The 26,114-nt window shown below is 41.1% G+C and carries 26 protein-coding genes and 1 pseudogene; 20 read left to right on the top strand and 7 right to left on the bottom strand.

What is annotated here, in order from left to right; all coding sequences use genetic code 11:
- The 17 genes and pseudogenes from XEN7305_RS24175 to XEN7305_RS24095 all read left to right on the top strand — a co-directional run.
- A pseudogene (locus XEN7305_RS24175) lies at window positions 1-666 on the top strand (photosystem II D2 protein (photosystem q(a) protein)); the annotation flags it as partial.
- 237 nt (window positions 667-903) lie between these two features.
- Window positions 904-1,341: an FHA domain-containing protein gene (locus XEN7305_RS24170; RefSeq protein ID WP_006512172.1), complete on the top strand. Its 438-nt coding sequence runs from the start codon at window positions 904-906 to the stop codon at window positions 1,339-1,341.
- An 87-nt stretch (window positions 1,342-1,428) separates the two neighbouring features.
- Window positions 1,429-2,382, top strand: coding sequence for a DNA polymerase III subunit delta' (locus XEN7305_RS24165; RefSeq protein ID WP_006512171.1), 954 nt, complete (start codon window positions 1,429-1,431; stop codon window positions 2,380-2,382).
- Between the two features lie 266 nt (window positions 2,383-2,648).
- Window positions 2,649-2,888 (top strand): hypothetical protein, encoded by a 240-nt coding sequence (locus XEN7305_RS24160; RefSeq protein WP_006512170.1) that lies wholly within the window; start codon window positions 2,649-2,651, stop codon window positions 2,886-2,888.
- Window positions 2,878-3,225, top strand: a complete 348-nt coding sequence (locus XEN7305_RS24155) for a type II toxin-antitoxin system RelE/ParE family toxin (RefSeq protein WP_006512169.1) — start codon at window positions 2,878-2,880, stop codon at window positions 3,223-3,225. The genes XEN7305_RS24160 and XEN7305_RS24155 overlap by 11 nt, the downstream gene beginning before the upstream one ends.
- A gap of 336 nt (window positions 3,226-3,561) precedes the next feature.
- Complete coding sequence (locus tag XEN7305_RS24150) at window positions 3,562-4,680, top strand: AbrB family transcriptional regulator (RefSeq protein ID WP_006512167.1); 1,119 nt, start codon at window positions 3,562-3,564, stop codon at window positions 4,678-4,680.
- A gap of 203 nt (window positions 4,681-4,883) precedes the next feature.
- A complete protein-coding gene (locus tag XEN7305_RS24145) occupies window positions 4,884-5,105 on the top strand; it encodes a 4-oxalocrotonate tautomerase family protein (RefSeq protein WP_006512166.1) in 222 nt (73 codons plus the stop codon).
- Window positions 5,106-5,133: 28 nt separating this feature from the next.
- Window positions 5,134-5,463, top strand: coding sequence for a hypothetical protein (locus XEN7305_RS24140; protein WP_006512165.1), 330 nt, complete (start codon window positions 5,134-5,136; stop codon window positions 5,461-5,463).
- A gap of 9 nt (window positions 5,464-5,472) precedes the next feature.
- Complete coding sequence (locus XEN7305_RS24135) at window positions 5,473-5,781, top strand: hypothetical protein (RefSeq protein ID WP_006512164.1); 309 nt, start codon at window positions 5,473-5,475, stop codon at window positions 5,779-5,781.
- A gap of 60 nt (window positions 5,782-5,841) precedes the next feature.
- The gene (locus XEN7305_RS24130) at window positions 5,842-6,465 is read left to right on the top strand and encodes a hypothetical protein (RefSeq protein ID WP_006512163.1); all 624 of its coding nucleotides are present in this window, start codon (window positions 5,842-5,844) and stop codon (window positions 6,463-6,465) included.
- Between the two features lie 160 nt (window positions 6,466-6,625).
- On the top strand, window positions 6,626-8,041 hold the full coding sequence (locus tag XEN7305_RS24125; protein ID WP_006512162.1) for a YdiU family protein: 1,416 nt from the start codon (window positions 6,626-6,628) through the stop codon (window positions 8,039-8,041).
- 268 nt (window positions 8,042-8,309) lie between these two features.
- Window positions 8,310-8,810 carry a DUF2231 domain-containing protein gene (locus XEN7305_RS24120; RefSeq protein WP_006512161.1) on the top strand — a complete coding sequence of 167 codons (501 nt, stop codon included), beginning with the start codon at window positions 8,310-8,312 and terminating at the stop codon, window positions 8,808-8,810.
- On the top strand, window positions 8,810-9,409 hold the full coding sequence (locus XEN7305_RS24115; RefSeq protein WP_006512160.1) for a DUF2231 domain-containing protein: 600 nt from the start codon (window positions 8,810-8,812) through the stop codon (window positions 9,407-9,409). The genes XEN7305_RS24120 and XEN7305_RS24115 overlap by 1 nt, the downstream gene beginning before the upstream one ends.
- Window positions 9,410-9,418: 9 nt before the next feature.
- Window positions 9,419-10,312 (top strand): cytochrome c oxidase subunit II, encoded by an 894-nt coding sequence (locus tag XEN7305_RS24110; protein ID WP_006512159.1) that lies wholly within the window; start codon window positions 9,419-9,421, stop codon window positions 10,310-10,312.
- Between the two features lie 65 nt (window positions 10,313-10,377).
- Window positions 10,378-12,030, top strand: coding sequence for a cytochrome c oxidase subunit I (gene ctaD / locus XEN7305_RS24105; protein ID WP_006512158.1), 1,653 nt, complete (start codon window positions 10,378-10,380; stop codon window positions 12,028-12,030).
- A gap of 53 nt (window positions 12,031-12,083) precedes the next feature.
- Window positions 12,084-12,698, top strand: a complete 615-nt coding sequence (locus XEN7305_RS24100; RefSeq protein ID WP_006512157.1) for a heme-copper oxidase subunit III — start codon at window positions 12,084-12,086, stop codon at window positions 12,696-12,698.
- A 54-nt stretch (window positions 12,699-12,752) separates the two neighbouring features.
- Window positions 12,753-14,243, top strand: a complete 1,491-nt coding sequence (locus XEN7305_RS24095) for a GMC oxidoreductase (protein ID WP_006512156.1) — start codon at window positions 12,753-12,755, stop codon at window positions 14,241-14,243.
- A 57-nt stretch (window positions 14,244-14,300) separates the two neighbouring features.
- On the opposite strand, the gene XEN7305_RS24090 is transcribed toward XEN7305_RS24095, so the two are convergent.
- The 4 genes from XEN7305_RS24090 to XEN7305_RS24075 form a co-directional block, all read right to left on the bottom strand.
- Entirely contained in the window at window positions 14,301-14,771 is a 471-nt protein-coding gene (locus XEN7305_RS24090; RefSeq protein ID WP_006512155.1) for a globin domain-containing protein, read from the bottom strand.
- A gap of 143 nt (window positions 14,772-14,914) precedes the next feature.
- Entirely contained in the window at window positions 14,915-15,235 is a 321-nt protein-coding gene (locus tag XEN7305_RS24085; RefSeq protein WP_006512154.1) for a hypothetical protein, read from the bottom strand.
- A 63-nt stretch (window positions 15,236-15,298) separates the two neighbouring features.
- On the bottom strand, window positions 15,299-15,577 hold the full coding sequence (locus XEN7305_RS24080) for a hypothetical protein (RefSeq protein ID WP_006512153.1): 279 nt from the start codon (window positions 15,575-15,577) through the stop codon (window positions 15,299-15,301).
- A gap of 269 nt (window positions 15,578-15,846) precedes the next feature.
- Window positions 15,847-16,104, bottom strand: coding sequence for a hypothetical protein (locus XEN7305_RS24075; protein ID WP_144053358.1), 258 nt, complete (start codon window positions 16,102-16,104; stop codon window positions 15,847-15,849).
- Window positions 16,105-16,543: 439 nt separating this feature from the next.
- On the opposite strand from XEN7305_RS24075, the gene hoxE reads away from it, so the two are divergent.
- Genes hoxE through XEN7305_RS24060 form a run of 3 tightly spaced genes read left to right on the top strand, consistent with a single transcriptional unit; the run spans window position 16,544 to window position 19,656 of the window.
- Window positions 16,544-17,053 carry a bidirectional hydrogenase complex protein HoxE gene (gene hoxE, locus XEN7305_RS24070; RefSeq protein ID WP_006512150.1) on the top strand — a complete coding sequence of 170 codons (510 nt, stop codon included), beginning with the start codon at window positions 16,544-16,546 and terminating at the stop codon, window positions 17,051-17,053.
- Window positions 17,043-18,653, top strand: a complete 1,611-nt coding sequence (nuoF, locus tag XEN7305_RS24065; protein WP_006512149.1) for an NADH-quinone oxidoreductase subunit NuoF — start codon at window positions 17,043-17,045, stop codon at window positions 18,651-18,653. The genes hoxE and nuoF overlap by 11 nt, the downstream gene beginning before the upstream one ends.
- Window positions 18,654-18,660: 7 nt before the next feature.
- Window positions 18,661-19,656: a hypothetical protein gene (locus XEN7305_RS24060; protein WP_006512148.1), complete on the top strand. Its 996-nt coding sequence runs from the start codon at window positions 18,661-18,663 to the stop codon at window positions 19,654-19,656.
- On the opposite strand, the gene nifJ is transcribed toward XEN7305_RS24060, so the two are convergent.
- The 3 genes from nifJ to hypF form a co-directional block, all read right to left on the bottom strand.
- Complete coding sequence (nifJ, locus tag XEN7305_RS24055; protein WP_006512147.1) at window positions 19,627-23,229, bottom strand: pyruvate:ferredoxin (flavodoxin) oxidoreductase; 3,603 nt, start codon at window positions 23,227-23,229, stop codon at window positions 19,627-19,629. The two genes, XEN7305_RS24060 and nifJ, sit on opposite strands and share 30 nt — an antisense overlap.
- A 143-nt stretch (window positions 23,230-23,372) precedes the next feature.
- Window positions 23,373-23,624: a HypC/HybG/HupF family hydrogenase formation chaperone gene (locus XEN7305_RS24050; RefSeq protein WP_006512146.1), complete on the bottom strand. Its 252-nt coding sequence runs from the start codon at window positions 23,622-23,624 to the stop codon at window positions 23,373-23,375.
- Between the two features lie 112 nt (window positions 23,625-23,736).
- Window positions 23,737-26,109: a carbamoyltransferase HypF gene (gene hypF / locus XEN7305_RS24045; RefSeq protein WP_006512145.1), complete on the bottom strand. Its 2,373-nt coding sequence runs from the start codon at window positions 26,107-26,109 to the stop codon at window positions 23,737-23,739.
- Window positions 26,110-26,114 lie beyond the last annotated feature (5 nt).

Here is a 26,114-nt window from a genome sequence, read left to right as displayed (position 1 = left end):
GCTCGTCTTGTGGGGATTCGTCCTTATAATGCGATCGCATTTTCCGCGCCCATCGCCGTATTTGTTAGTGTATTTTTACTCTATCCTTTGGGACAATCTAGCTGGTTCTTCGCTCCTAGTTTGGGAGTAGCCGGAATCTTCCGTTTCATTCTTTTTGTTCAAGGTTTTCATAACTTTACCCTCAATCCTTTCCACATGATGGGAGTAGCGGGAGTACTTGGTGGCGCATTACTTTGTGCGATTCACGGTGCTACAGTAGAAAACACCTTGTTTGAAGATGGCGATGGTTCTGCCAACACTTTCCGTGCTTTTGAACCTACTCAAGCAGAAGAAACCTACAGTATGGTGACTGCAAACCGTTTCTGGTCTCAGATTTTCGGGATTGCTTTTTCCAACAAACGTTGGTTACATTTCTTCATGCTATTTGTCCCTGTAACTGGACTATGGATGGCCAGCATTGGCATTATCGGGATTGCTTTGAACTTACGGGCTTATGACTTTGTATCTCAAGAATTGAGAGCAGCAGAAGATCCTGAGTTTGAAACTTTCTACACCAAAAATATCTTGTTAAATGAAGGTCTGCGCGCTTGGATGGCGACTCAAGACCAACCACATGAACAATTTGTCTTCCCTGAAGAAGTATTACCTCGCGGTAACGCTCTGTAGAAATTGTTGATTTAGTAACATATTTCGTTTTTTACATTTTTTCAGCTCCTTTTTTGAGGGGCTGTTTTTTTATTTAGGTTTAGGGAACAGGGAACGGGGAATAGGGAACGGAAAATCAAATCAAAGCTATCCCTGACCATCTGCCATCTGCCCTCTCTCTTCATTATTCAAACATCCTGTGAGGATAGTAGATTATGATATATAAAGTTTGTGTAAAGTTCAGTTTCTAACTTCCTAATGTCTTTAAAACCAGCAAAACATCGCGAAGAACATGTCTTAATCGTTTTTGATGGCAGAGGACAAAAAGAGATCGTTCTGGCCGATACTGCCTATTCTTTGGGGAGAGGGCAAAATTGCGACATTCGAATTGAGTCCCAATTTGTCTCCCGCCACCATGCTACTTTGATTAGGCGATCGCATAATGAAGTCGATGAATATTATCGAATCATTGACGGCAATTTAAAAGGGAAAACCAGTGTTAATGGCTTGTTAGTTAATGATCGCAAAGTCTTATTTCACGATCTCAAAAATGGGGATAAAGTAGTTTTCGGCCCCCAAGTATCAGCAATCTATGAACATCGTCATTATGATATTTTTCCTACTATTCCTCCGGATGATCCCTTTGATATTACTTTAATTGATCCGGCCATGATTTTTGTTGACGAGGATGAATAAATTAAAAATTGACGTTTGCGGAGCTCTACCCGAAGGGTCTCGACCCCGCGCCGCCCACAGGCTCAAGGGAACGCGCGAGTTTGAAAATTGATAGCTAATTCTGCATTTGAAGATATTATTGGTCAAGATCGAGCCATCACTTTGCTGCAACAGGCGATCGCGTTAGATCGTGTTGCCCCAGCTTATCTATTTGTTGGGGCGTCTGGGGTTGGACGCAGTTTGGTGGCTCATCAATTTGCTCAATTGTTGCTAACTCAGAATTTATCGACAGAGAAAAAATCTCTTGCAGCCAAGAAACTAGGACATGGGAATCATCCTGACTTTCGTTTGCTAGAACCGACCTTTAGCGATCGCGGCGAGTTGGTTACCGCTTCACAGGCGATCGCAAAAGACTTAAAACGCAAAACTCCACCCAAAATTCGCATCGAGCAAATTCGCCAACTTATTGAGTTTATCAATCGTCCGCCCTTAGAAGCGGAAAGATTAGTGGTGGTAATCGAAGATGCCCAAACGATGGCAGAAGCCCCAGCTAATGCTTTGCTCAAAACCTTAGAAGAGCCAGGGAAGGCTACTCTGATTTTGATTGCCCCCAGTACAGAATCTTTGCTGTCTACGATTGTTTCCCGTTGCCAACCTATCCCGTTTCAGAGGTTATCCCAACAGAATTTACAGCAAATTTTAGAAAATACGGGTAATGAGGAAATCTTAAAACACCCAGAACTCCTAAAACTTGCCCAAGGAAGCCCAGGAGAGGCGATCGCTGCTTGGGCACAATTACAAGCTATCTCGCCCGATTTACTGAAAAAGCTAACCCAAATACCCCGCAATCACCTAGCAGCTTTGGTGTTAGCTAAAACGATTACTCAAGAATTAGATCTGACCACGCAACTTTGGTTAGTAGATTATTTACAATATTGCTATTGGCAACAGCATCAAAATCCCTTGATGATGAAACAATGGGAAGATGCTCGAAGGTACTTGCTTAGTTATGTGCAACCCCGTTTAGTTTGGGAAACTACTCTTAGTAGTTTGGTGAAGTAGCAACTGGCGATCAAGTCTACAAACCGTAGTTACTGATGCGATCGCGATCGCGGAAATTCTCCAGAGTAAATATAAATTTTCCTTGCATTTCATAGCTTATCCAGCGATCGCTTTTTCTGTTCCGCCAGCAGGCGATTCAGACAAGCACGGCGCTGCGCGATCGCACTCCCATTGTTAAGCATATAATATGAGGAGCAGAAAATAGATTCAATAAATCAAGAATTTCAAACACAGGATATAAAATTATTAAATTTGTTGGGGAAGGAATGAAAGCCATCAAAGTAATGGGAACAGTAGATGAACAAGGACAAATAGCTTTAGATTATCCTCTAAACATAGATAAAAAAAGCCGTGTTGAATTAATTGTTCTTATCCCCGAAGAAGAAGCAGTTAATCAATCGAAAGAAGCACTTCTCGAAGATTTTCGTCAAGCTTGGCAAGAAGCAATGAACGGAGACACGATACCTGTTGAGCAGCTTTGGGAAGAGTTAGAAAATGACAGATAAATCTTTTGTCAAAGTCGAAGTATCAGTAACATTTAACAGAAATCTCCGAACACTTGCCAAGAAATATCGCAGGATTCGCAGTGATATTGAACCTATAATCAAACAACTTCAAAATGGCGAATTACCAGGAAATCAAATATCTGGAATTGGCTATAAAGTTTTCAAGTTACGAGTAAAAAATAGTGATGTTGCCAAAGGGAAAAGTGGTGGCTATCGTCTAATCTACTATTGCAAAACAACAACAGGTATCATCTTATTAACGATCTACACCAAATCTGAACAAATAGATATAGCAGCAGAAGATATAAAGAGAATTATTTCTCAGTATAAAGGCTAAAAGTGTCGCTTCTATATGTCAATAAAAGCAGTATATTAAAAAAAAATTTGCTGCTAGATAGAGATTTGAAATTATTAATCAGGAATGGCAAGCTCAAATATACATAGCGATCAAGCAAAGCCTGAAAATGTCTGTTCCCGCAAAGCTACGTGCTGCGCGATCACATTATGCCAATAGAAATGCAATTGCACGAATTGAAATCAAAAATAAAATGGTCAATGATGTTAACTATTGTTAAGATTTAATTACTTGGTAATAATTTAATGAATATATTTCTAAAACGTTATAGGTCATTATAAGTTACCAAAATAGAAAATTTAGATGAATAATGGTTAAATGACCATAAGGCGATCGGCAAATAACCTATTGATTGCAGTTTTAGAAATAATTATTGCCCTATTTTTAGGAATAGTAATCACTTTTCTCGGCTTAGGAAGTGTTGCCTGGATTTTTGGCGGCATGGGCGCAGGAGTAATAGTTGTTAGAAGCTATCAACTCATCTCGAAAAAAACCCTAAAACAAAATAAACTTGGCAGACAAATTGGACAGGCCATGGTCGGGCTATCCATCGGATTTGCGATCGCCGATAGCAATTTTCTAGCTGCTTCTTCTCGATTACCACTGTTTATCTTCCTCTCATTTTTTATGTTTTTGTGTGGCAGTGGTATTGGTTATTTTTACTCTCGTATTAGTCGAACTAACCTACTCAATGCCATGTTAGCGACAGTGCCTGGAGGGGTAGCTACTATGTCTGGCATTGCCGCCGAATATAATCGCAATGTTTCCCTAGTGGCCATGGTGCAAACACTTCGGATTACCAGTGTTATATTGATAATTCCTCTGATAGCTGGGACATCAGAAACCCTTGCCAATCAAACAATATTTTCTTTCCAAGACTATCTAATAAAAAGCGATCCTGTTTATTTATGCCTGCTAATTCTGGCAATTGTGGCTGCCTGGTTGGGAGTATTAATCGCCAAGAAATTACGCATTCCCGCCGCCTCTTTTTTCGGAACTTTGATGGTAGGTATAGTTTTCAATTATGCGATCGCCTATATCCCCTTACTCCCCAATCTCAATTTCACGCCACCTCAAGCTGTTAGTGTAATAGGACAAATCCTCTTGGGAGTTACTGTGGGTGAAGCTTGGAGTTCTCGCGTCGATATCACAGGGAAAAATGTCACCCATGCTTTTATTTCTGTGGGAATGACAATCGTTAGTGGATTTGTTGCCGCAATTATTGCTACCTCGGTCACTTCTTGGGATTGGATCACCTGTATTTTAATGACCGCACCAGGCGGTTCAACTGAAATGATTCTGGTTGCCCTTGCTTTAGACCATAACCCAGAAATCGTTACTATTGCCCACTCAGTACGTCTGATGGCTCTCAATTTATCCTTGCCATTGTGGATATTTTTATTTCAGTATTGGGAAAAGAGAACAACTAATTATTAACTATTTCCCAGTAGGTAACCGGTAAAATTCACCTAAAGATTAAGCAATTCTAAATATTGACATTTATCCTATCACTTGGTAGCAGATATTACTTAATGGACAAAGTTTGTATAGTTAGATTTTAGTTATAAACAAATACGATCAAACATTATTTGCGGAAATAATAATGTTTTATTTGTAGCAAAAATACAGGAGAGAATTCTATGCCATTTGTTACTATTCAAATTGCTAAAGGTCACTCCCTAGAAAAAAAGCGAGAACTTGCTCAAGCAGTAACCGACACCTTAGTTTCCAATTTGGGAACAAAACCCGAATGGGTAACAATTCATATCGATGAATTTGATCGCGAGAACTGGGCAGTTGGAGGACAATTACACGTCGATAAACATTCTGGCAGACATAGCGAAAAAGTAATTAGTAATTAATTTAAATCAAAAAAGAGGAATCAAAACCATGGAATTGACATCAACAGTTGCTGAAAAATTGGCGTTGGATTTTTTTCTGGAGGACTGGGAAATTCCTGAAGACGATCGCGACTTTTTTGTTCCTCTAGATTCCCGTGTTGTCGACGATAGTTGGTATGTAGTGGAAATTGGCGTAGAAGGCTTACCCGATCAATGGGTGATTCAAGTTTACGACGAAACTAAAGAATGCGACCCCTGCTTTACTTTTGTCACGCCAATCAAAGCTTCAGAGAGCGAAACAGGGTTAGAAGAGATGCCAGAAAGTATTGCCGAAATACTGCGCTCAGAACGCCAAAGTCAATTAGTTATTAGTCGTTAATGATAAATTATGATCGATGCAACTGAAGCCCAAAAACTAGCCTTTGACTTTTTGACTAGTGAATGGAATGTCCCATTAGAAGACAGAGACTGGTTTACCGTCATAGCCACTCAAACTTTGGGGGAAGATGGCTACGATGTCGAAATTGGCATTGATGGCTTTCCCGATCGCTGGACTGTGGAAGTCTACGATACAGGAAAATGCGAACGTTATTATGAATTTACCTCTCCCATCAGAGATTCTGAAACCAATAGTGATCTCGAAGACTTACCTGATTGGATCGCACAAGTCCTGATCGCAGAAAGGAAGCATAGATAGTCTTTCGTCACTGGTTGTTGGTCATTAATCGTTAGTGATTAGTTGCAAAAGGACAAAAAAATGAAAACAGCAGATTGGTTGGTCAAAGAAGACGGCGTTTGTAGGTTATGTCAATCCGTGCGGGAATGGGATTTATTAGCTGAAGAATATCGACTTTATCGATTTTTGACAGAAGTCGAAGATATTATGCGATTAGCTGTTGCTGAGGGAATAGATGAGGAAAGTTCCCTGTCAGGAATCCGCATGATCGTGAGAAAACTCAATCTTAACTGCTATACCGTCAAAACTCGTTTGCCAGAACCCAACCCAGAAACTGGTGTTTCGGTGGTGATGCTCCACGATGAAGTGGGATTTCCCATGACGATCCAGACGGAAATGAATTTACCAGGGACAACTTCAACAATTCACAATCATGGTACTTGGGGTGTTGTGATGGTGTTACAGGGCAAATTAAAAAATACTTTTTGGAAACGTACTCCTAGTGCCGAATTCCCCGGCAAAATAGATCGCGTTGGCGAGAGGATTATCGAATCGGGAGATATTATCAGTTTTACTACCGAGGCTATCCATAGCACAGAAGCCGTAGGAGAGGAACCAACGATCACTTTCAATTTGTATGGGGAGACTCATGGTGGCAAAAGATTTCAGTTCGATTTCGATCAACAAACTGCCAAGCATTTTTAATCAACGTTAGTTCGACGAATTTTCTTTTTGATTAAATTTCCCAAGTTGAACAAAAAAGTAATATTTTCCCCAAATCCCCAAATCCCTAAATCCCTAAATCCCTACTCAGAGCTAGTAAATTTTCTACTCATCGAACTCACTTTAATCAGAATTTTCGTTAGTGGCTATCAGAAATCCCTTTTCCGAGCTTAATTATGAATCTGCCCTAGAGTCTTTGGACAATGAGTTTTTTGATCGCGTGCAACCTATCAAGTTTTCCCAGCATATTCTGCGCTTTCGTAACGACAACTTATTGCCCATTTTGGGATTAGATTCTCCAGCAGTTAGCGATCGCCATTTTCTAGAATTTTGTGGTCATTTTCGAGGGGAACAATCTCGTTTAGCATTACGCTATCACGGTCATCAATTTGGTCAATATAATCCTTACTTGGGTGATGGACGGGGTTTTCTCTACGGTCAGGTGAGAGGAATTGACGGCCAACTATACGATTTTGGTACTAAAGGATCGGGACAAACCCCCCATTCCCAGTCGAGGGACGGTCGTTTGACTCTTAAAGGAGGAATGCGGGAAGTCTTGGCTGGTGAGATGTTGCATTATTCTGGGGTCAAGACATCTCGATGTTTGAGTTTAATTGAAACTGACGCTTTTACCAGAGAGGGTGAGTTGGTTCGCGGTTCGGTTATGGTGCGCTTTAATCGTTCTCATTTGCGTTTTGGTACCTTTGAACGCTTAGATTATTATGACCGTCCGGATCTCATTCAAAAGCTCTTAGATCATGTTATTCAATACTATTATTCTCATTTATGGCAGCAACCAGACTGTTATATTCGCTTTTATGAGGAGCTGGTAAAACGGGTTGCCCAACTGGTGGCACAATGGATGGCTGTCGGTTTTTGTCATGGTGTTCTCAATACCGACAACATGTCGATTACGGGAGAAAGCTTTGATTATGGCCCCTATGCTTTTATCGATATCTACAATCCATGTTTTACGGCGGCGGCTTTTGATCGTCAGGGAAGATATAGTTATCGCAACCAACCGAGTGTTTGCCGCTGGAATTTGGAAATGTTGCAACGCCCTTTATCAGCAGTCCTACCCGTTTCAGAAATGGCGGCAGCCTTAGGCAATTTTTCCGAGCTTTACACCCACTATTATCATCAACAAATGATATGGAAGTTGGGGTTCGATCACTTGTCTTTTCTGGAGACTGAAGAATTAATTGATTTAACTTTACAGTTGTTATTTTTAACGAAAATCAACTATGGTCGGTTTTTTTGTGAGCTCAGACAAAAATTTTCTCTGCAATGGCGCGATAATCCTGATGCTATTTTGCAGGACTTAGAATTTTTGGTATCTGGCGAAGAAGTAACTCTTTTAAAGCGTTGGTGCTGGCTATATCATCAATTATTGCTAGTGCGATCGCCAAAGGAAATGCAGCAAATTATGCAGCGACTACAGAAGGCAAATTCGGTGGTTTTATTATCGGAGTCGAAGATCGAGATTATTTGGCAGGCGATTAGTGAAGAAGATAATTGGCAACCTTTTACCGACTTTATGAAACTCATTCAGGCTTAAGATTATTCACCAATCTGTTAATTAAATATTAATTTATTTTCTTGAGTCCAGCAAACTGTAGCCTTGATTGCTTTTCAGTTCAGCGTTTGTTTGTTCAATTAGCTATTAGTAATATTTGCCTATCAACTTTTAATTGAATGAATTATCATACATGAGGAGAAACTAGCGTACTTTTCTAATTTAAGACTGGAATAAAACCATTAAAATTCATAATCAATTTCGCAAACACTTTATTGAACTGTTCGTATAACTTTTAATGGAGAACAGAATGTTTGATAATTTACTACCTCCACTTAATGAGCATAATTTACCCTATCCTGATACGATTCACCCCATTGTGGTGCATTTTGTAATTGCAATGGTTCTATTCGCTTTTTTTTGCGATGTCACCGGATATGTGACTCGTAATTACAAACTCTATGAGGTGAGTTGGTGGAATATGTTTGTGGCGACGATTGCCATTTTCATTGCAGTGGTCTTTGGACAAATAGAAGCCGGCTTGGCGGTTGCTTACGATGCTGCTGAACCAGTATTGAATCTCCATACCATCATTGGTTGGTCAATGTCTGGGATTATCGCAGCGATTACGGGTTGGCGTTATGTGCTACGAGCAGACAATCCGCAAAAATTACCCGTTGCTTATTTAGGGATTGGGGTATTTTTAACCTGTTTGGTATTCTTTCAGGTTTACTTGGGAGACGAATTGGTCTGGGTTTATGGACTACATACAACAGAAATTGTTAGTGCAGCTAGGGAGGGATTGCTGTAATGTATCCTGATGCGATCGCGCAGTTAGATTTAGGTGCCAATGGGCTTCCCTATGGAATTCCAATTCATCCCAACTTGGTACATTTGACGTTGGGACTATTTATTATTGGCATTGCTTTTGACATTGTGGGAGTTTTCTTTGTCTTTGAAAAACCGATATTTAAATATTTAGCCATTCCGGCTACTCGCTCAAACCTTTTTGATGTGGGTTGGTACAATATGCTGGCTGCGGCAATTATTACCTTTTTTACGGTAGCAGCAGGTTTTTACGAAATTATGTTGGTAGATAACCCGCCAGACATAGATAGTGCCTGGGGCCTAAGCTCTATGGAAACTATGCTGTGGCACGGTGTGGGGGGCGTATTTCTCCTCACCTTAATAGTGGCTATGACGATATGGCGAGGTTTTCAACGTTATGTTTGGCGTAATGACACCAGTCGACAAGTACAGTGGAGTTATTTATTGGCAGGATTAGTCATTATGTTCCTCATGTATCTGCATGGTACTTTGGGTGCGCAACTGGCTGCTGAATTTGGAGTCCATAATACAGCTGGGCATTTACTGCGCTTAGGACAAAACCCCGACATAGTACTGAGATGAGGTGTAGTTGTGAAATTTAAAACCATTTTATTGTTATCAGCGATCGCTGTTATCTTGGGAGTCATCAGTTTTTGGATGGGTCAATTGTCCTATTCCTGGCTCCCACCCCAAGCTTCTGTGGAATCTCAACTCATAGATAATCTCTTTAGTTTTTTAGTCACCATAGGAACCTTTATCTTCTTGGGAGTTACGGGAGCCTTGGTGTATTCGGTGCTATTTCATCGTGCGGGAAAATACGACACCAGTGATGGACCGCCGATTGAAGGCAATTTGACCTTAGAAATCGTTTGGACAGCCATTCCTTTTCTCTTAGTTTTGTGGATTGCAATCTTTAGCTACCAAACCTATAAGGACATGGGTATTAGAGGCCCTATGGAAATGGCCCATATGCCTATGCCCGAGATGGTTCCTGCGGCCTATGCTGAAACCTTAGACAAAACCGGGGAACCGATAACTAATATCGAAGTAGATGCCAAACAATGGTCTTGGGTGTTTCGTTATCCAGAGAGCAATATCACCAGCACAGAACTACATTTGCCGGTTGACCGTCGCGCCCATTTGGTTTTGCGATCGCAAGATGTGATTCACGGTTTCTTTATTCCTGCTTTTCGGGTTAAGCAAGATGCAATTCCCCAGCAAGCGATCGATTTTGAATTCACGCCTATTCTTACAGGAACCTATCGTCTGCGAGATTCCCAATATAGTGGCACCTACTTTGCTGCTATGCAGGCAGATGTAGTAGTCGAATCAGTCGAAGATTATCAAAATTGGTTAGCCGAAGCAGCGCAAACTAAACCATCTGTGGCTCCTAACCAAGCAGCTCAAGAATATGCCCTCAGAGAAGAAGCTGGTTGGACAACCATTGTTCCTGCTGCTGCACCAGTAGTTAATTATCATCCTTAGAATTATTTTTGATCCTTTGTTGTTAGCAATAAATAACCGATCGACCCATAAATAAATAACTAGAAATGACTCAACTGACATCAGAACCATCACCAACTGGGGTAGACTTACCCGAAACACCGCCTAATTGGCGACGCTATTTTAGCTTTAGTACTGACCATAAAGTCATCGGTATTCAGTACATCGTTATGGCTTTTTTCTTCTTTCTGCTAGCTGGTATTTTTGCCATGATTATGCGGGGAGAATTGATTACTCCTGAACCAGACCTCGTAGACCGTACCGTATATAATGCCCTGTTTACTATGCATGGCACGATTATGCTGTTTGGCTGGACATTTCCTGTGCTCGCTGGGTTTGCCAATTATCTGGTACCGCTCATGATTGGCGCAAGGGATATGGCTTTTCCTCGTCTCAACGCAGCCGCATTCTGGATGATTCCTGTCGCTGGTATTTTGCTGGTTCTTAGTTTTTTGGCACCTGGTGGTCCAGCTCAAGCTGGTTGGTGGTCTTATCCACCTGTTAGTGTGCAAAATCCTAGCGGACAATTCCTCAATGGAGAATTTATTTGGTTATTAGCGGTGGCAATTTCTGGGGTTTCCTCAATTATGGGGGCAGTCAATATTGTTACTACTATTATCAGAATGCGTTGTCCTGGAATGGGCTGGTTTAAAACCCCAGCTTTTGTCTGGACAGTTTTGGCGGCGCAAATCATTCAGCTATTTGGCCTACCTGCTCTGACTGCCGGTGCAGTTATGCTGTTGTGCGATTTAAGTTTTGGGACAACGTTTTTTGACCCGGCTCAGGGTGGAGATCCGGTATTATTTCAGCATTTTTTCTGGTTCTATTCCCATCCCGCAGTTTATGTCATGATTTTGCCCATATTTGGCATTTTCTCGGAAATTTTTCCTGTCTATGCCCGCAAGCCATTATTTGGCTATAAGGTGGTTGCAGTTTCGTCTCTGATTATTACCGGATTAAGCGGCATTGTTTGGGTGCATCATATGTATACCAGTGGAACTCCCGGTTGGATGCGGATGTTGTTTATGTTGACCACCATGCTGATTTCCGTTCCCACAGGAATTAAAGTTTTTGCTTGGGTAGCGACAATTTGGAATGGCAAACTTCGTCTCGATACTCCGATGTTATTTGCTTTGGGCGGTCTGATTAATTTTGTTTTTGCTGGGATTACAGGGATTATGTTGTCCTCTGTACCCATTGATATTCACGTCAATAATACTTACTTTGTTGTGGGGCATTTTCATTACGTGATTTATGGCGCGATCTCTTTTGGTATATTTGCCGGTGTTTATCACTGGTTCCCCAAGATGACAGGCAAAATGTATTATGAAGGGCTAGGCAAATTGCATTTTTGGCTAACTTTTATCGGTACTACGATCAATTTCTTGCCGATGCATCCTTTAGGATTGATGGGAATGCCCAGAAGAGTGGCATCCTACGACCCTGAATTTGCTTTTTGGAACGTCATAGCAAGTCTTGGTGGGTTTATTTTGGGTATATCTACGATCCCTTTCCTCCTTAATATGTTTGCTTCTTGGCTTGCTGGAGAGAAAGCTCCCGATAACCCTTGGCGAGCCATTGGTTTGGAATGGTTAGTCTCGTCTCCTCCTGATGTAGAGAATTTTGAAGAACTTCCCATCATTGTCTCAGAACCCTATGGTTATGGGAAATCAGAACCATTGACAGAAAATATGGGTTAGCTACTCAAAACAAATAATAAAACCAACAATTACTCAAAACATCATTTAGATCTATGACTAGTTTAGAACCTACTTTAGAGCAAATGGCATTAGATTCTGCTGGTGGTGCAGCAGTCGAACATGAAGAAGCTGACAATAGAATGTTCGGTTTCATTATCTTTTTGCTTTCAGAAAGTGTTATTTTTATTAGCTTTTTTGCCGGCTATATTCTCTATAAAACAACTGTGCCCGACTGGCTACCTGCGGGAGTTGAGGGACTAGAAATCCGAGATCCGGCGATCAATACAGTGGTATTAGTTTCCAGTAGTTTTGTGATTTATATCGCGGAAAGATTTTTGCGACGCGAGAATCTCTGGGGGTTTCGCTTTTCCTGGTTACTAACTATGGCAATGGGTAGTTATTTCCTCTATGGTCAGGCAACAGAATGGCTGGGTCTGGAGTTTGGTTTTACCTCTGGGGTTTTCGGTGGGACTTTTTATCTGCTTACTGGTTTTCATGGTTTGCATGTTTTAACAGGGGTGTTATTGCAAGCTATTATGTTGATTCGTTCTTTTCTTCCTGGTAATTATGAAGGAGGAGAATTTGGGGTTGAAGCGACCTCAATTTTTTGGCATTTTGTTGATGTAATTTGGATTATCTTGTTTATTTTGATCTATGTCTGGCAATGATCAGCTATCGAGATTTAGTAATGCATATTAGTTAGCTTAATAATAAATAAAATTATGATTATCGATGATCAATTTTACGATGTAATTATTGTGGGTACTGGTGCGGGGGGCGGAACATTAACCCGCAAACTGGCAGAAGCTGGCAAAAAAATCCTGGTGCTCGAACAAGGAGAATTTACCGAAAAAGAGAGTTCCGAGCTCGTAGAAGTAGAAGTTTTCAAAAAAGAAAATTATCATGCGCCAGAAAACTGGTACGACAATGGAGGAGAGCCTTTTAAGCCCCAAAGCTTTTACTGCGTTGGCGGCAATACCAAAATTTATAGTGGGGCGTTGATGCGTCTACGGGAGAAAGATTTTGAGCAAGTCGAACATAAAGACGGAATTTCCCCAGAATGGCCCTTAAAATATCAAGATTTTGAACCCTATTACACTGAAGCGGAAAAACTATATCAGGCTCACGGTAAAGTAGGTGACGATCCGACAGAACCCCCAAGAAGCGAAGATTATCCTTTGCCTCCAGTAGAACGAATATCCCAAATCCAAGAAATCAGCGATCGCCTAACTAACTATGGTCTCCATCCCAACTATTTGGCGATCGGTATTGGAGATGAAGGAAGAACTGACGGAGAAGATACAGGAATCAGTCCCGCAATCAGAGCTGGTCATGACGTTACCTTAAAGACTTCGGCTAAAGTCATAGCTTTACATACTAATCCTTCGGGAACAGAAGTAAAAGCAGTTGAAGCGACGATTAATGGACAATCATATCTATTTATCGGCAATATTATTGTTTTGTCCTGTGGGGCAATTAATTCTGCTGCTTTGTTATTGCGATCGGCCAACGAAAAACATCCCCAGGGTTTAGGGAATAGTTCCGATCTGGTGGGGCGGAATCTGATGAAACAATTGATGACAGTGATCTTACAGCAGTCACCTCAGACTAATTCCGGGTTGTTTCAACGTAGTATTTACATCAATGATTTTTATTGGGGCGATCAAGATTTTGACTATCCCATGGGACATATCCAAGATTCAGGGGGCATTCTGCAAGACGTGATTTTTTCTGAGTCCCCACCTCTTTTATCGGTTGCGGCCAAATTAATGCCAGGATTTGGGCTGAAGCAATTGGCAAAACGTTCCTTGGGATGGTGGTTACAAACAGAGGATTTACCTGAGGTTAATAATCGCGTTACTGTCAAAGGCGAAAAACTATATTTAAACTATAATCCTAATAACTTAGAAGCTCACGATCGCCTTTTGTATCGTTGGCAAGAAATTCTCAAAGCGACAGATAAACAGTCACGCGGCATCCATCCCTACGGTAGTGCACCTATTTCCGTAGTCGCCCATCAATGTGGAACTTGTCGCTTTGGCACAGATCCCCAGTTTTCGGTACTCGATCTCAATTGCCGCACCCACGATCTTGATAATCTCTATGTGGTTGATAGTAGTTTTTTCCCCTCCAGCTCAGCTGTCAGTCCTGCTCTGACAGTAATTGCCAATGCCCTTAGGGTCGGCGATCATTTAATTGAGAGATTGAATTAGGCGAAAACAAGTAGTGCTGCGATCGCCTGTACCGACTATAGTCACAGGCGATTAACTTTAACCGAACTTAGCTCTCAGCTCTTGTTCCTGCTCGTGATATATCTCTTTTTCTCGGTTAATAAAGATATCTGCCAAACCATTATATGCTTCAGTCCAGGCTGTCATAACTTCTGGAGTCGCCGCCTCACCCAAAACATCTTTCATCGCCGCGAGTAAACATTCTCCAATTACAGGATATTGTTCAGCGATCACACGAGTATTCACATGAGCCTTGGCAATATGCTCAACCGCATCGCCTAATTTTTCCAGCTCATCAATATGGCTAGCATAGGCATAAACTGAAGCTGCTAATTTCCCAGCTTGTTTTTTCCCCTCTTCAGGATTTTTCATATGGGTATTTTCAAAAAATCTTCTGTATTCAGGGCGCTCATTAAAAGCAATTTCATACATTCTCTCAGTGATTTCTTTGCCCTTTTCTTTGACTACTGGGGCAGTGGACTTAACAATTTCAATTGTTTTCGGATTCATTTGACGTTCTACTTTGGTGTTAACTGAGTTGCAAAGCTACTGGATCATACTGCATAGGTGGAGATCTGTGCTGCTCAATCAAACACAGACACGACTTGTCAAAATTAATTTAATTGCGAGTAAAAGGTTTTAGGTGTTGGGTGTTAGGTGTTAGGAAAATCCCGAAAAACAATATTACGACCAGTATTTTGAACGAGAGGGGTGCTGGGGTTTCCCCAGCATACCCAATCGAGTTGTTGAATTTCATGAAAAACGCCTTCAATTCTTTGTCTGACTCGACCGATTAGTCGCTTCAAAGTCGAAGAGACCTGCTGGTCTTGATTACAACGTTGTATCGTCCATATTTGATTGCCCGTTGTTTCTTTGATCTCTTTTAGTAACAAACAAAGGATCTTTAACGACTTTTGTCTTAGTTTGTCAGCAGCAATTTTCGCATCGGTAGGGCAAGCAAAATCTTGTTGCATTAAGCGCTTGGACTCTCCTTTAGCTAAGATTAGTTTTTTGTAGTTGTTTTTTAAGTGCTTGATTTATTGGGCGCGACCTGATTCACTCTCAACAACTAACCAACGCTGGCGGACTCCTCCATAATCACTACAACAGGATGCAATCCGATAGCCTGGAACTTCAATATCTTCAAATGTTTCCTCTCCCAAAGATTCGACTAAAATATTCACTACTTTGAGGCTAGCAGTAACTAAAGTAATCCAACGTAATTGTCTCAATTGTTGAAAATTATCTGAACTATAGAGAGCACTATCGACGACATAAATACTATCTAAATCCCATTCTTCGCGAAACTGCTTCATTCATCATAAGTTCGACGACAGGGCTTACACCGAAATATTATGCAGCCTAAATTAATAGTTCTTTGCAGTGGTGAGAATTTAGTTGATTCACAGTGTGGGCAATTCATGCAAAGCTGATTTCATAGAGTTTATGAGACATAGCTTATCAGAATTATTTTTGGCTACTCAGTTCTGACAGATTCAAAAATTTCGCAATAATATTTTACTAACTTCTCCTTGAGCAGGATCTTTCAAGACTAATAAAAGTAGTATGCCCTATGAGAATGCCCTTAGTGCTCCCAGAGATGTTTCGGTTTTCTTGAGGTGCCTGAACTGAGATAAACTCGCTTTTCATTCTCACTAATGCCCTCAATTTCTACAACTTTGGCAGTAATTTTAGTGCCATCTTCAAGATTGACTACCCTATCTTCTCCAGGGACTAATAATGGGCAGTTCCCTTCCACTTCTTCCCATTTCAGAAAAACTCCATCCAAAAAATAGTCAAAGATGCAGAAACTCCGACTTTCTTGCATATTTTCAGTAGTCACAATTTCACCTCCCAATATAGCTCTTTAAGTGCAGACTTTTTTTAAGCCGGTATAACAAGAGGCCCTACTCCCTTTACATTGTTACGATTTGCCTCGAAAAATAACCAGGTTACTAATAGAAAGGGCTTCAGGTATACTTTTAGTATATTTCTTGTGTTTAAAGATAGAATCCTTATGATACAAAAATTCAACAAATCCCACTGCGATTGACAACTTAATTTTGCAATCATAATCCCTTTAATTAGAATTATCACATGATTAGGCAACGCCATTTTTTAGCACCTCACAACATCTTCAAATTGTTGTTCTAAGTTGAGCTTGAAAAAATAGCATGGGCTACTAGATGTATGTGCAAATAAAGCATTGAGTAGTAGAGGTATTAAGGATTAATACCAGATTAATATGGCAATTTTTAGCTTTTAACCACTAATAACTAATCATGCCTATCACCAAAGAAAATTCTAATATACATCCCAGTGGCGATAAGCGATTTCAGATGTTGTCAGCAACCATGAAACGCCATCAATATGCTCCTGATGCATTGATTGAAGTACTTCACCAAGCACAAGAATTATTTAGCTATTTGGAAGACGATTTACTGCTTTATATCGCTCATAGTCTCAAACTACCCCCCAGCAGTGTTTACGGAGTAGCCACTTTTTATAATTTTTTCTCTTTAAAACCAAAAGGAGTGCATACTTGTGTTGTCTGTATGGGTACGGCTTGCTATGTCAAGGGATCGACTAATTTATTGACGAGTTTAGAACAGCAATATCAACTCCAAGCAGGCAAGACTACTTTCGATAATCAATTATCTTTGTTGACCGCTAGGTGTTTAGGCGCTTGTGGTATTGCTCCTGCGGTAGTGGTTGATGGCAGTATTGAAGGTCATCAAACTGCTGAATCTGTAATTCATCGAGTTGAGGAATCTCTGCATCATGGATCTTAAAGAATTAGAAGCGATCGCCTTTAGGGAACATCAGCAAGATGATAAAATCCGCATTCGTTGCTGTATTGTGGGCGGCTGTCTATCTGCAAATGGACTAGCGGTTAAAGAGCAGCTTGTAAAAACTGTTCAAGAGGCTGACTTGGGCGATGAAGTAGCAGTTTCTGGAGTTGGCTGCATGGGTTTATGTAGTAAAGGACCTCTAGTCAGACTTGATCCGTCAGGGACTTTATATGATCGTGTATCTTCGGAAGATGCTCCCAAAATCGTGGCATCTGTTTCGCCAAGAGCAAGTTCTTCCCAATCTTTACCTCCATCTCAATACCAACCAGATGCTCATCCCTTTTTTACCAAACAGTTAAGAATTGTCTTAGAAAATAGTGGCAAAATCGATCCCGAAAAAATCGCAGAATATATTGCTGCCGATGGTTATCGAGGACTATATAAAGTATTGCGAGAAATGAATCCCGAATCTGTAGTAGAAGAAATTTCTCAAAGTGGTTTGAGAGGTCGGGGTGGGGCAGGATACCCTACAGGATTAAAATGGGCAACGGTAGCTAAGGCACAAAGCGATCGCAAGTTTATCATCTGTAATGCTGATGAGGGAGATCCCGGGGCGTTTATGGATCGCAGCATCCTCGAAAGCGATCCTCATCGAGTACTAGAAGGCATGATGATCGCTGCTTATGCAGTTGGTGCGAGTCAAGGCTATATCTATGTGCGGGGAGAATATCCTCTGGCAATTAATCATTTACAAACTGGAATTCGTCAGGCCAAGCGATTAGGGTTACTCGGAACTGGGATCTTTGAGTCGTCGTTTGATTTTAAAATTGACATTCGCGTTGGTGCCGGAGCATTTGTCTGTGGAGAAGAGACCGCCTTGATGGCATCAATTGAAGGTAAAAGAGGAATCCCTCGTCCTCGTCCTCCCTATCCTGCCGAATCTGGGTTATGGGGTTGTCCGACATTAATTAATAATGTTGAAACCTTCGCTAATATTCCCACCATTATTCGTCGCGGTGCCAAATGGTTTTCCAGTATCGGAACGGAAAATAGTAAGGGAACTAAAGTTTTTTCTCTAGCTGGTAGAGTCTGTAATACGGGCTTGATTGAAGTCCCCATGGGCACTACTTTACAGCAAATAGTAGGCGAGATGGGTGATAACGTTCCCGATGGAGGCAAAGCCAAAGCCGTGCAAACAGGAGGGCCATCAGGTGGCTGTATCCCGGCTGCTCTGTTTGATACTCCTGTAGATTATGAGTCTTTGAAAGAACTAGGTTCTATTATGGGTTCTGGGGGCGCGATCGTTATGGATGAATCTACCAACATGGTCGAAGTGGCTCAATTTTTCATGGAATTCTGCATGGATGAATCCTGTGGCAAATGTATTCCCTGCCGGGCAGGAACGGTTCAGCTATATCAGCTACTTACCAAAATTCGAGAAGGTAAAGCTGTTTTAAAGGATTTAGAAAAACTTAAACAACTATGTAATATGGTTCAAGAAACTAGCCTGTGCGGTTTGGGGCAAGCAGCACCAAATCCTGTGATTAGTACTCTGCGACATTTTCAAGATGATTATATGGGTTTATTATCTCAGGAGTGACTTAACGATGAACCAACAAAATCTCAAAGCTTATCTCAATTTAATTAAAGGGCTGTTAGTTTGTCCTAGAGGAGAGGAATGGATATTATTGCGACAAAATGAAAAATTGGTTAATCCCGAACTAGTAGAGGTAATGGAACAAGTCGCTAACCATTTGGCTATGGAAGGAGATGTCAAAGCAGCTAAATATTTGCATAATTGGGCAGGAAAACTACATCATATTTTGACGGAGACTGTTGCCGCCCCGCAAAATAATCACGATAAAACTAACGCCTATGTCGAACTAATTCAAAAATTGCTTAATTGTCCTGAAGGTTCGGAAGAAGAAATTCTCGCAGCCCATCAAGAGTTAATTGGCCCAGAATTAGTCAAGGTTATGAAACAAGTTGCCAGTCAGATGGCAGCGGAAGGAGATCAAGAAACAGCTAGTTTGTTAGATAATTTGGCAACAAATTTAAACCGCACTTGGCTTCATCACCACGAATTCAAACCAACTTTCAAAAAAGAAATTGCGACCGATCCCTGGTTTGAGGAAGATTCGACCACTCAATCTCCAACAGAAACTGCAACCAAACCACAAGATGTGGAATCACCCACTCCTGAAGAAACTGTCACCTCAACTCCCCAAACCAAGATTGAGAGTGATCAATCACTGACTCAACAACTAGAGGAGATCGCCGATTCTTTGGTCAAGTTAGAAACAACCTTATCTTCTCGACTTCAACCTCCAAACCCCTTATGGTATATGGAGGTGCTCGAAAAAGCCGAAACTAACTACTGGGTCTTGACAACTGATGACATAGAACATTTAATGGCGTCAAACCTCAATGTCATCATGGCGAAACTTTTTTCTCCAGAGGTAGTTGGTTATTTATCAAAGCTAGAAAAATTGGCGCTCAGACAGGCTGGCGAGTTCAGAAAGAAAACGAATCTGCTAATTAACTCATTAATTCGACAACAAGGGAAGAAATGCTTAAAGATTAGGCTCTTGCCTAGCCGCTAGATACTGATACATAGCATAGCGAGTATTTATATCCTTTTGTGCTTGTTGCGTCAGTTTTTTCGCTGCTTCGGGTTGTGAGTTCATTAACATTCGGAAACGATTTTCCGCATACATAGATTGTGCTACTAGCTGTTTGGGACTACGACTATCGAGTATCAAGGGGTTTTTACCCTGTCCTGTACGCTGGGGATCGTAGCGATAAAGTAGCCATCGTCCCGAATCAACTAACGCTTTTTGTTGTTGCATTGCAGTAGTCATATTAATGCCGTGGGCAATACAGTGAGAATAAGCAATAATTAGCGAAACCCCTTCATAAGCTTCGGCTTCGATAAACGCCCTTAAGGTATGTTCATCTTTTGCTCCCATAGCGACACTAGCGACATAAACATTACCGTAAGTCATTGCCATTAAGCCCAAGTCTTTTTTCGGGGAGGTTTTACCTCCAGAAGCAAATTTAGCTACAGCACCTCTAGGGGTAGCTTTGGACATTTGCCCCCCTGTATTGGAATAGACTTCTGTATCCATCACGAGAATATTTACGTTATAGCCACTGGCCAGAACATGGTCGAGTCCCCCATAACCAATATCGTAACCCCATCCATCACCACCGACGATCCAAACGCTTTTTTTCACAAGGTAATCAGATAGGGAGAGGAGTTGTTTAATTTTAGTTTTTTGAGGATGGTCGTTAGTTATGAGCAAGGTTTGGAGCTGATCTTTTAACTGACTAACCCTTGCTCTTTGTTCCCAGATATCTGCTTCATTTTTTTGTTCGGCATTTAATAGACTCTTGGCTAATTCTGTTCCAACTTCAGTTGCCAGCGATCGCAGTAATTCAGAGGCAAATTGAGTTTGTTTGTCAATCGAAACGCGGAATCCTAAGCCAAATTCGGCATTATCTTCAAAGAGAGAATTTGACCAGGCCACGCCTCGGCCTTCGGCATTATGACTCCAAGGCGTAGTCGGTAGGTTACCGCCATAGATCGAAGAACAGCCCGTGGCATTGGCCACCAAAGCGCGATCGCCAAATAACTGACTCATAAGTTTCAAATAAGGAGTTTCCCCACAGCCTGCACAAGCACCAGAGAATTCAAATAAAGGTTCTTGCATCTGCTGTTGATTAATTTTGCACAGATTTAGGGACTGACGGTCAGAATTAGGGATTTTTGAGAAGAAATCCCAATTGACTCTTTCCTGTTCCCGCAGGGGTAGCTTTTGCTGCATATTAATTGCTTTTAAGCGTGGTTGCGATTTGTTTTTAGCAGGACAAACATCAACGCAGATCCCACAGCCCGTACAATCCTCTGCGGCCACTTGAATGGTAAACTTCAGCCCCTGCCAGTCCCGCTCTCTAGCATCAGTACTCTTAAAATTAGCTGGCGCATTATTTAGTTGTTGAGTTTCATAGACTTTACTGCGAATTACGGCATGGGGACAGACCATCACGCATTTTCCACATTGAACGCAAATATTTTCATCCCAGACAGGTATTTCCTGAGCAATGTTGCGTTTTTCGAGCTTAGAAGTGCCAGTAGGATAGGTTCCATCACAGGGCAAAGCACTGACAGGGATACTATCACCTTCACGCGCGATCGCCTTTCCTAATACTTTGCGGATAAATTCTGGCGCAGAATTGGGGATTGGATTAAATTCCAAATTATCATGCTCAGCAGATACCTCACCAATCTTCACTTCATACAAATTATCTAAGGTTGCATCTACCGCTTGGAGATTCATCTTGACAATTTCCCTACCTTTTTTGCCGTAGGTTTTGCGAATTGACTGTTTGATCGCATCGATAGCTTCTGCTTTGGGTAGTACTTTAGATAAGGCAAAGAAACATACCTGCATCACGGTATTGATTCTGTTGCTCATTCCTGCTTCGCGAGCCACCTTATAGGCATTTATCGCGTAGAATTTCAATCGTCGAGCGACAATTTGCTCTTGTATCTGCTGGGGTAATTTTTGCCAGATTTCTTCTCGGTTGAAGGGACTATTGAGCAAAAAGGTGCCTCCTGGTTCGAGCAGATCGAGAACTGGTAGTTTTTCGAGAAAGTTCCACTGATGGCAGCCGACAAAATTAGCTTTGGTTATTAAATAAGTAGAATGAATTGCTTGGGCACCAAAACGAAGATGAGAAACCGTTACAGAACCCGATTTTTTAGAATCGTAGACAAAGTAACCTTGGGTATAATTATCAGTAGACTCGCCAATAATTTTAATCGTATTTTTATTGGCCCCCACCGTACCATCGGAACCCAAGCCATAGAAAATAGCACGGATAATCTCTTCTGGTTCGGCAGAAAAGTCTGGATTGTAGTTTAAGCTGGTGTGACTAAGATCGTCGTTAATGCCAATAGTAAAATGATTTTTTGGTTGATCTTGGGCTAGATTATCGAATACTCCTTTAATCATAGCTGGAGTAAATTCTTTGGAAGATAGTCCGTATCTTCCGCCAACGATTTTAGGTAAAGAGGCCCCGTTTGACACTTCAACAAAGGCGTTGACCACATCCAAATATAATGGTTCTCCTACACTACCTGGCTCTTTGGTGCGATCTAGAACCGCGATACTTTTAACAGTTTGAGGGAATGCAGCCACAAATATTTGAAGATCGAAAGGGCGGTAGAGTCTGACTTTGACGACACCTACTTTTGCGCCCTGTTGATTGAGATAATCTACTGTTTCCTCTAGGGTTTCGCATCCCGAACCCATCAAGACAATTATCCGTTCGGCTTGAGGATCGCCATAATATTCAAATAGCTGATATTGCCGAGCTGTAAGTCGAGCAAATTCATCCATTACCGTCTGAGTGATTTCTGGACAGGTTTGATAATAGGGATTTACGGTTTCTCTAGCTTGAAAAAAAACATCAGGGTTTTGTGCTGTACCTCTAATTACAGGGCGATCGGGAGTTAAAGCTCTTTGACGATGGGCAATGACATCCTCTTCCTTAATTAGCGATCGCATGATCTCTTGATTCAACAACTCGATCTTTTGAATTTCATGAGAAGTCCGAAACCCATCAAAGAAATGTAAAAACGGAATACGCGATCGCAAACTGACAGCAGTCGCAATTAGAGCCATATCTTGAGCTTCCTGTACCGATGCCGAACAGAGCATGGCAAAACCCGTAGCGCGAGTTGCCATCACATCACTATGATCGCCAAAAATAGATAAAGCTTGAGCGGCAATAGAACGGGCTGCGACATGAAAGACTGTGGGTGTAAGTTCTCCCGCTATCTTGTACATGTTAGGAATCATCAGCAACAATCCTTGAGAAGCAGTAAAAGTTGTCGTCAGCGAACCTGTTTGTAATGAACCGTGAACTGCTCCGGCTACACCGCCTTCACTCTGCATCTCTACGACTGTCGGCACAGTCCCCCAAAGGTTTTGTTTATTGTGAGATGACCAGTGATCAGCCCATTCACCCATTGGTGAAGATGGGGTAATAGGATAGATAGCAATTACTTCATTGAGGGGATAGACTACGCGAGCCACAGCTTCATTCCCATCTAGAGTGGCAAAGGTTTTAACTTGAGTTGTTGTTTCTTGAACGGGCGATCTCACCATAAATAATCTTTCCTCCGACCGTTGTGAAGAGCCTCTTGGTTCAATTCAATTCAATTTGAGATTAAGTCAAAAGTTTGAAGATGTTGTGAAGGGAGATACGTTTTGACCGATAACAAATCAAGATAGGTGAAGAATTTTAAAAATTAATTCTGAATATTTCCCTGAGAAATTGTCTCTATTTGTTTTATATAATTAAGTGTCTTTTTTGCCTCTTCTGGATCGAGAATAGTCAAGGCAAAACCAGCATGGACAATGACATAATCATCGACTTTGGCTTCAGGAACATAGGCTAGACTAATCTGCTTGATCACTCCTCCAAAGCTTACTCTACCTACTTTAAATAAAGCTGGATCTTCACTTATTGAGATAATTCTTCCCGGTACAGCCAAACACATAAATTAGTTCCTCATTTCTGAATCACCTACTTGAATAGTGGGGTATTAGGGATGTAGGGAAATAGGGAAATCGAGCGAGTATTCTTCCCCAAGTCCCCAAGTCCCTAACTCCTTATTTCTCTCGATTTAACCAGAATGAAATAGCCCTGGGGTTCCTAAACTCTGCCATAATCTGTCCCACAGCAATACCATTATCATTGCATGGAATACGATGATGCCACCAGGGAGTAAACTTTTCTTGTTTTAAAAGCGAGATTGCTCTTTCTGTTAGATATTTATTTTGCCAAGAACCACCTGTCAGTACGATTTGTTTTTTGTTAATTATTTTAGCGATCGCAATTATCATAGCAACTAAACTGTTATGAAACTTGGCCGATATTTCTGCTGACGATACATTGTGATTAATATCTATCAGGATTTCTCTAATTATTCCTTGCCACTCGATAATAATCGGTATTTTTTGATCTGGATACTGAATCAATTCAAAGCTGTATAAAGCATTGGTCTGGAACTCTGCGATCGCGAACTCTAATTCAACTGCGGCTTGCCCTTCATAGCTAATTTGATGGCAAACCCCTAGAATTGAAGCAACACCATCAAATAAACGTCCCATACTAGAAGTTGTTGGCGTGTTAATATTTTTGCTTAACATTTTAAATAAGATATTCAATTCCCTGTCGCTAAATGTTTTGATGCAAGGCAAATGGACAAATTTTTGCCTATTAGTCAACAATTGCTCGCCAAAAACCTCATAAATTAGAGCGATCGCAGTTTTTTTGGGTTCTTTAATTGCTTTATCTCCTCCAGGTAACTTAAATGTCCGCAAATGGGCAACTCGTTCAAAACTTGTGTTTGTAAGACTTAAAAATTCGCCGCCCCAAATTGTGCCATCTAAACCATAACCAGTGCCATCCCAGGCAACACCTAAAACTGATTCGTACTCATCTATTTCGTTGTCTGCCATACAAGAGAGAACATGTGCGTAGTGATGTTGTACTGGAGTTAGAGGAATATTTAGTTTTTGAGCATATTGGGTAGAAAGATAATGGGGATGAAGATCGCTCGCAACTGTTTGGGGCTGGAGTTGATATAAATTTTGCAGATTATTAATAGTTTTTTGAAATTGCTCAAAAGTTTCTGCTGCCGCTAAATTTCCAATATACTGACTGAGGAAAACTTGTCGATCTATTGATATGGCGATCGCATTTTTCAACTGTCCTCCGACAGCTAGTCGAGAATCTAATTTTTGCTTTCCACTATGCAAATAACGTTCATTTAGTCGCTCAGGAATTTTAATAGGTAAAGGTGCATAACCACGAGCACGTCTTAAAATCTGTGCTTTTTCTCCGATAATCCTGACAATAGAATCATCTACAGGGCAAGCAATCGGGCGGTCGTGAACTAAAAATAAATCAGCGATCTTCTTTAATTTTGACAATGCCCCCTGATTATCAATACAAATCGGCTCATCGCTTAAATTCCCACTGGTGGCAACAATAGGAAAGCCTAGCTCTTTGAGCAATAGGTGATGTAAGGGTGTATAAGACAGCATGATCCCTAGATAGGGATTTTTCGGAGCAATCAATGAGCAGAGCAAGAGGGCAGGATCACAAGATGAGACTTGCTTTCGTTTCAACAGAACGATGGGAGATTGTGGGGATAATAGTAATTTTTCTTCTAAGGTAGATACCTGACAATGGGTTTTAATTAGTTCAAGATTGGGATACATCAAGGCAAAAGGTTTATCAGATCGTCTTTTGCGATCGCGTAATTTTTTGACTGCTGCTTTATTCCTAGCATCAACGACTAAATGAAATCCTCCTAGACCTTTGATCGCTACAATTTGTCCTTGACGAATCGCCTGAGCAGTGGTGAGTAAAGCATCATCATAAAAGGCTAAAACTTTTCCTTCTCTATTCCACAATTCTAAATGAGGGCCACAATTTGGACAGGCATTAGGTTGAGCATGAAAACGACGATTGCGGGGATTTTGATATTCCGCTAAACAGCGATCGCAGAGATCAAACAGCTTCATCGTGGTATTAGGGCGATCATAAGGTAAAGCTTCGGTAATGCTAAAACGAGGCCCACAGTTAGTACAGTTGGTAAAAGGATAGCGATAGCGACGATTGTTGGAGTCAAAAATTTCTTGTACACATTCAGGGCAAGTCGCAAAATCTGGCAAAATTAATGTTGTTTTTGCTCCCACAGTACTAGTTTTAATGATGAATTCCTCATAACCCATCAAATCAAGCAAAGTAGATTGGATATCTTGAATCAGAGCTAGAGGAGGTTTTTCTTGCTTTAAACGAGTTAAAAAAATATTTAGCAGATTGAGATCCCCTTCTGCTTCAATCAAGACTCCCTCTGAAGAGTTTTTTACCCATCCGGTTAATTCTAATTCTGTGGCCAATCGATAAATAAAGGGACGAAACCCGATCCCTTGAACCGCACCTTGGATTTTGAGGGATAAGCGTTGTTTCATAATTA

Origin of the sequence: Xenococcus sp. PCC 7305, from assembly GCF_000332055.1 — a bacterium.
In the GTDB taxonomy this organism is placed as follows: Bacteria; Cyanobacteriota; Cyanobacteriia; order Cyanobacteriales; family Xenococcaceae; genus Xenococcus.
Note: the sequence above shows the minus strand (reverse complement) of the source record. Positions and strands in the feature narration are given on the sequence as shown.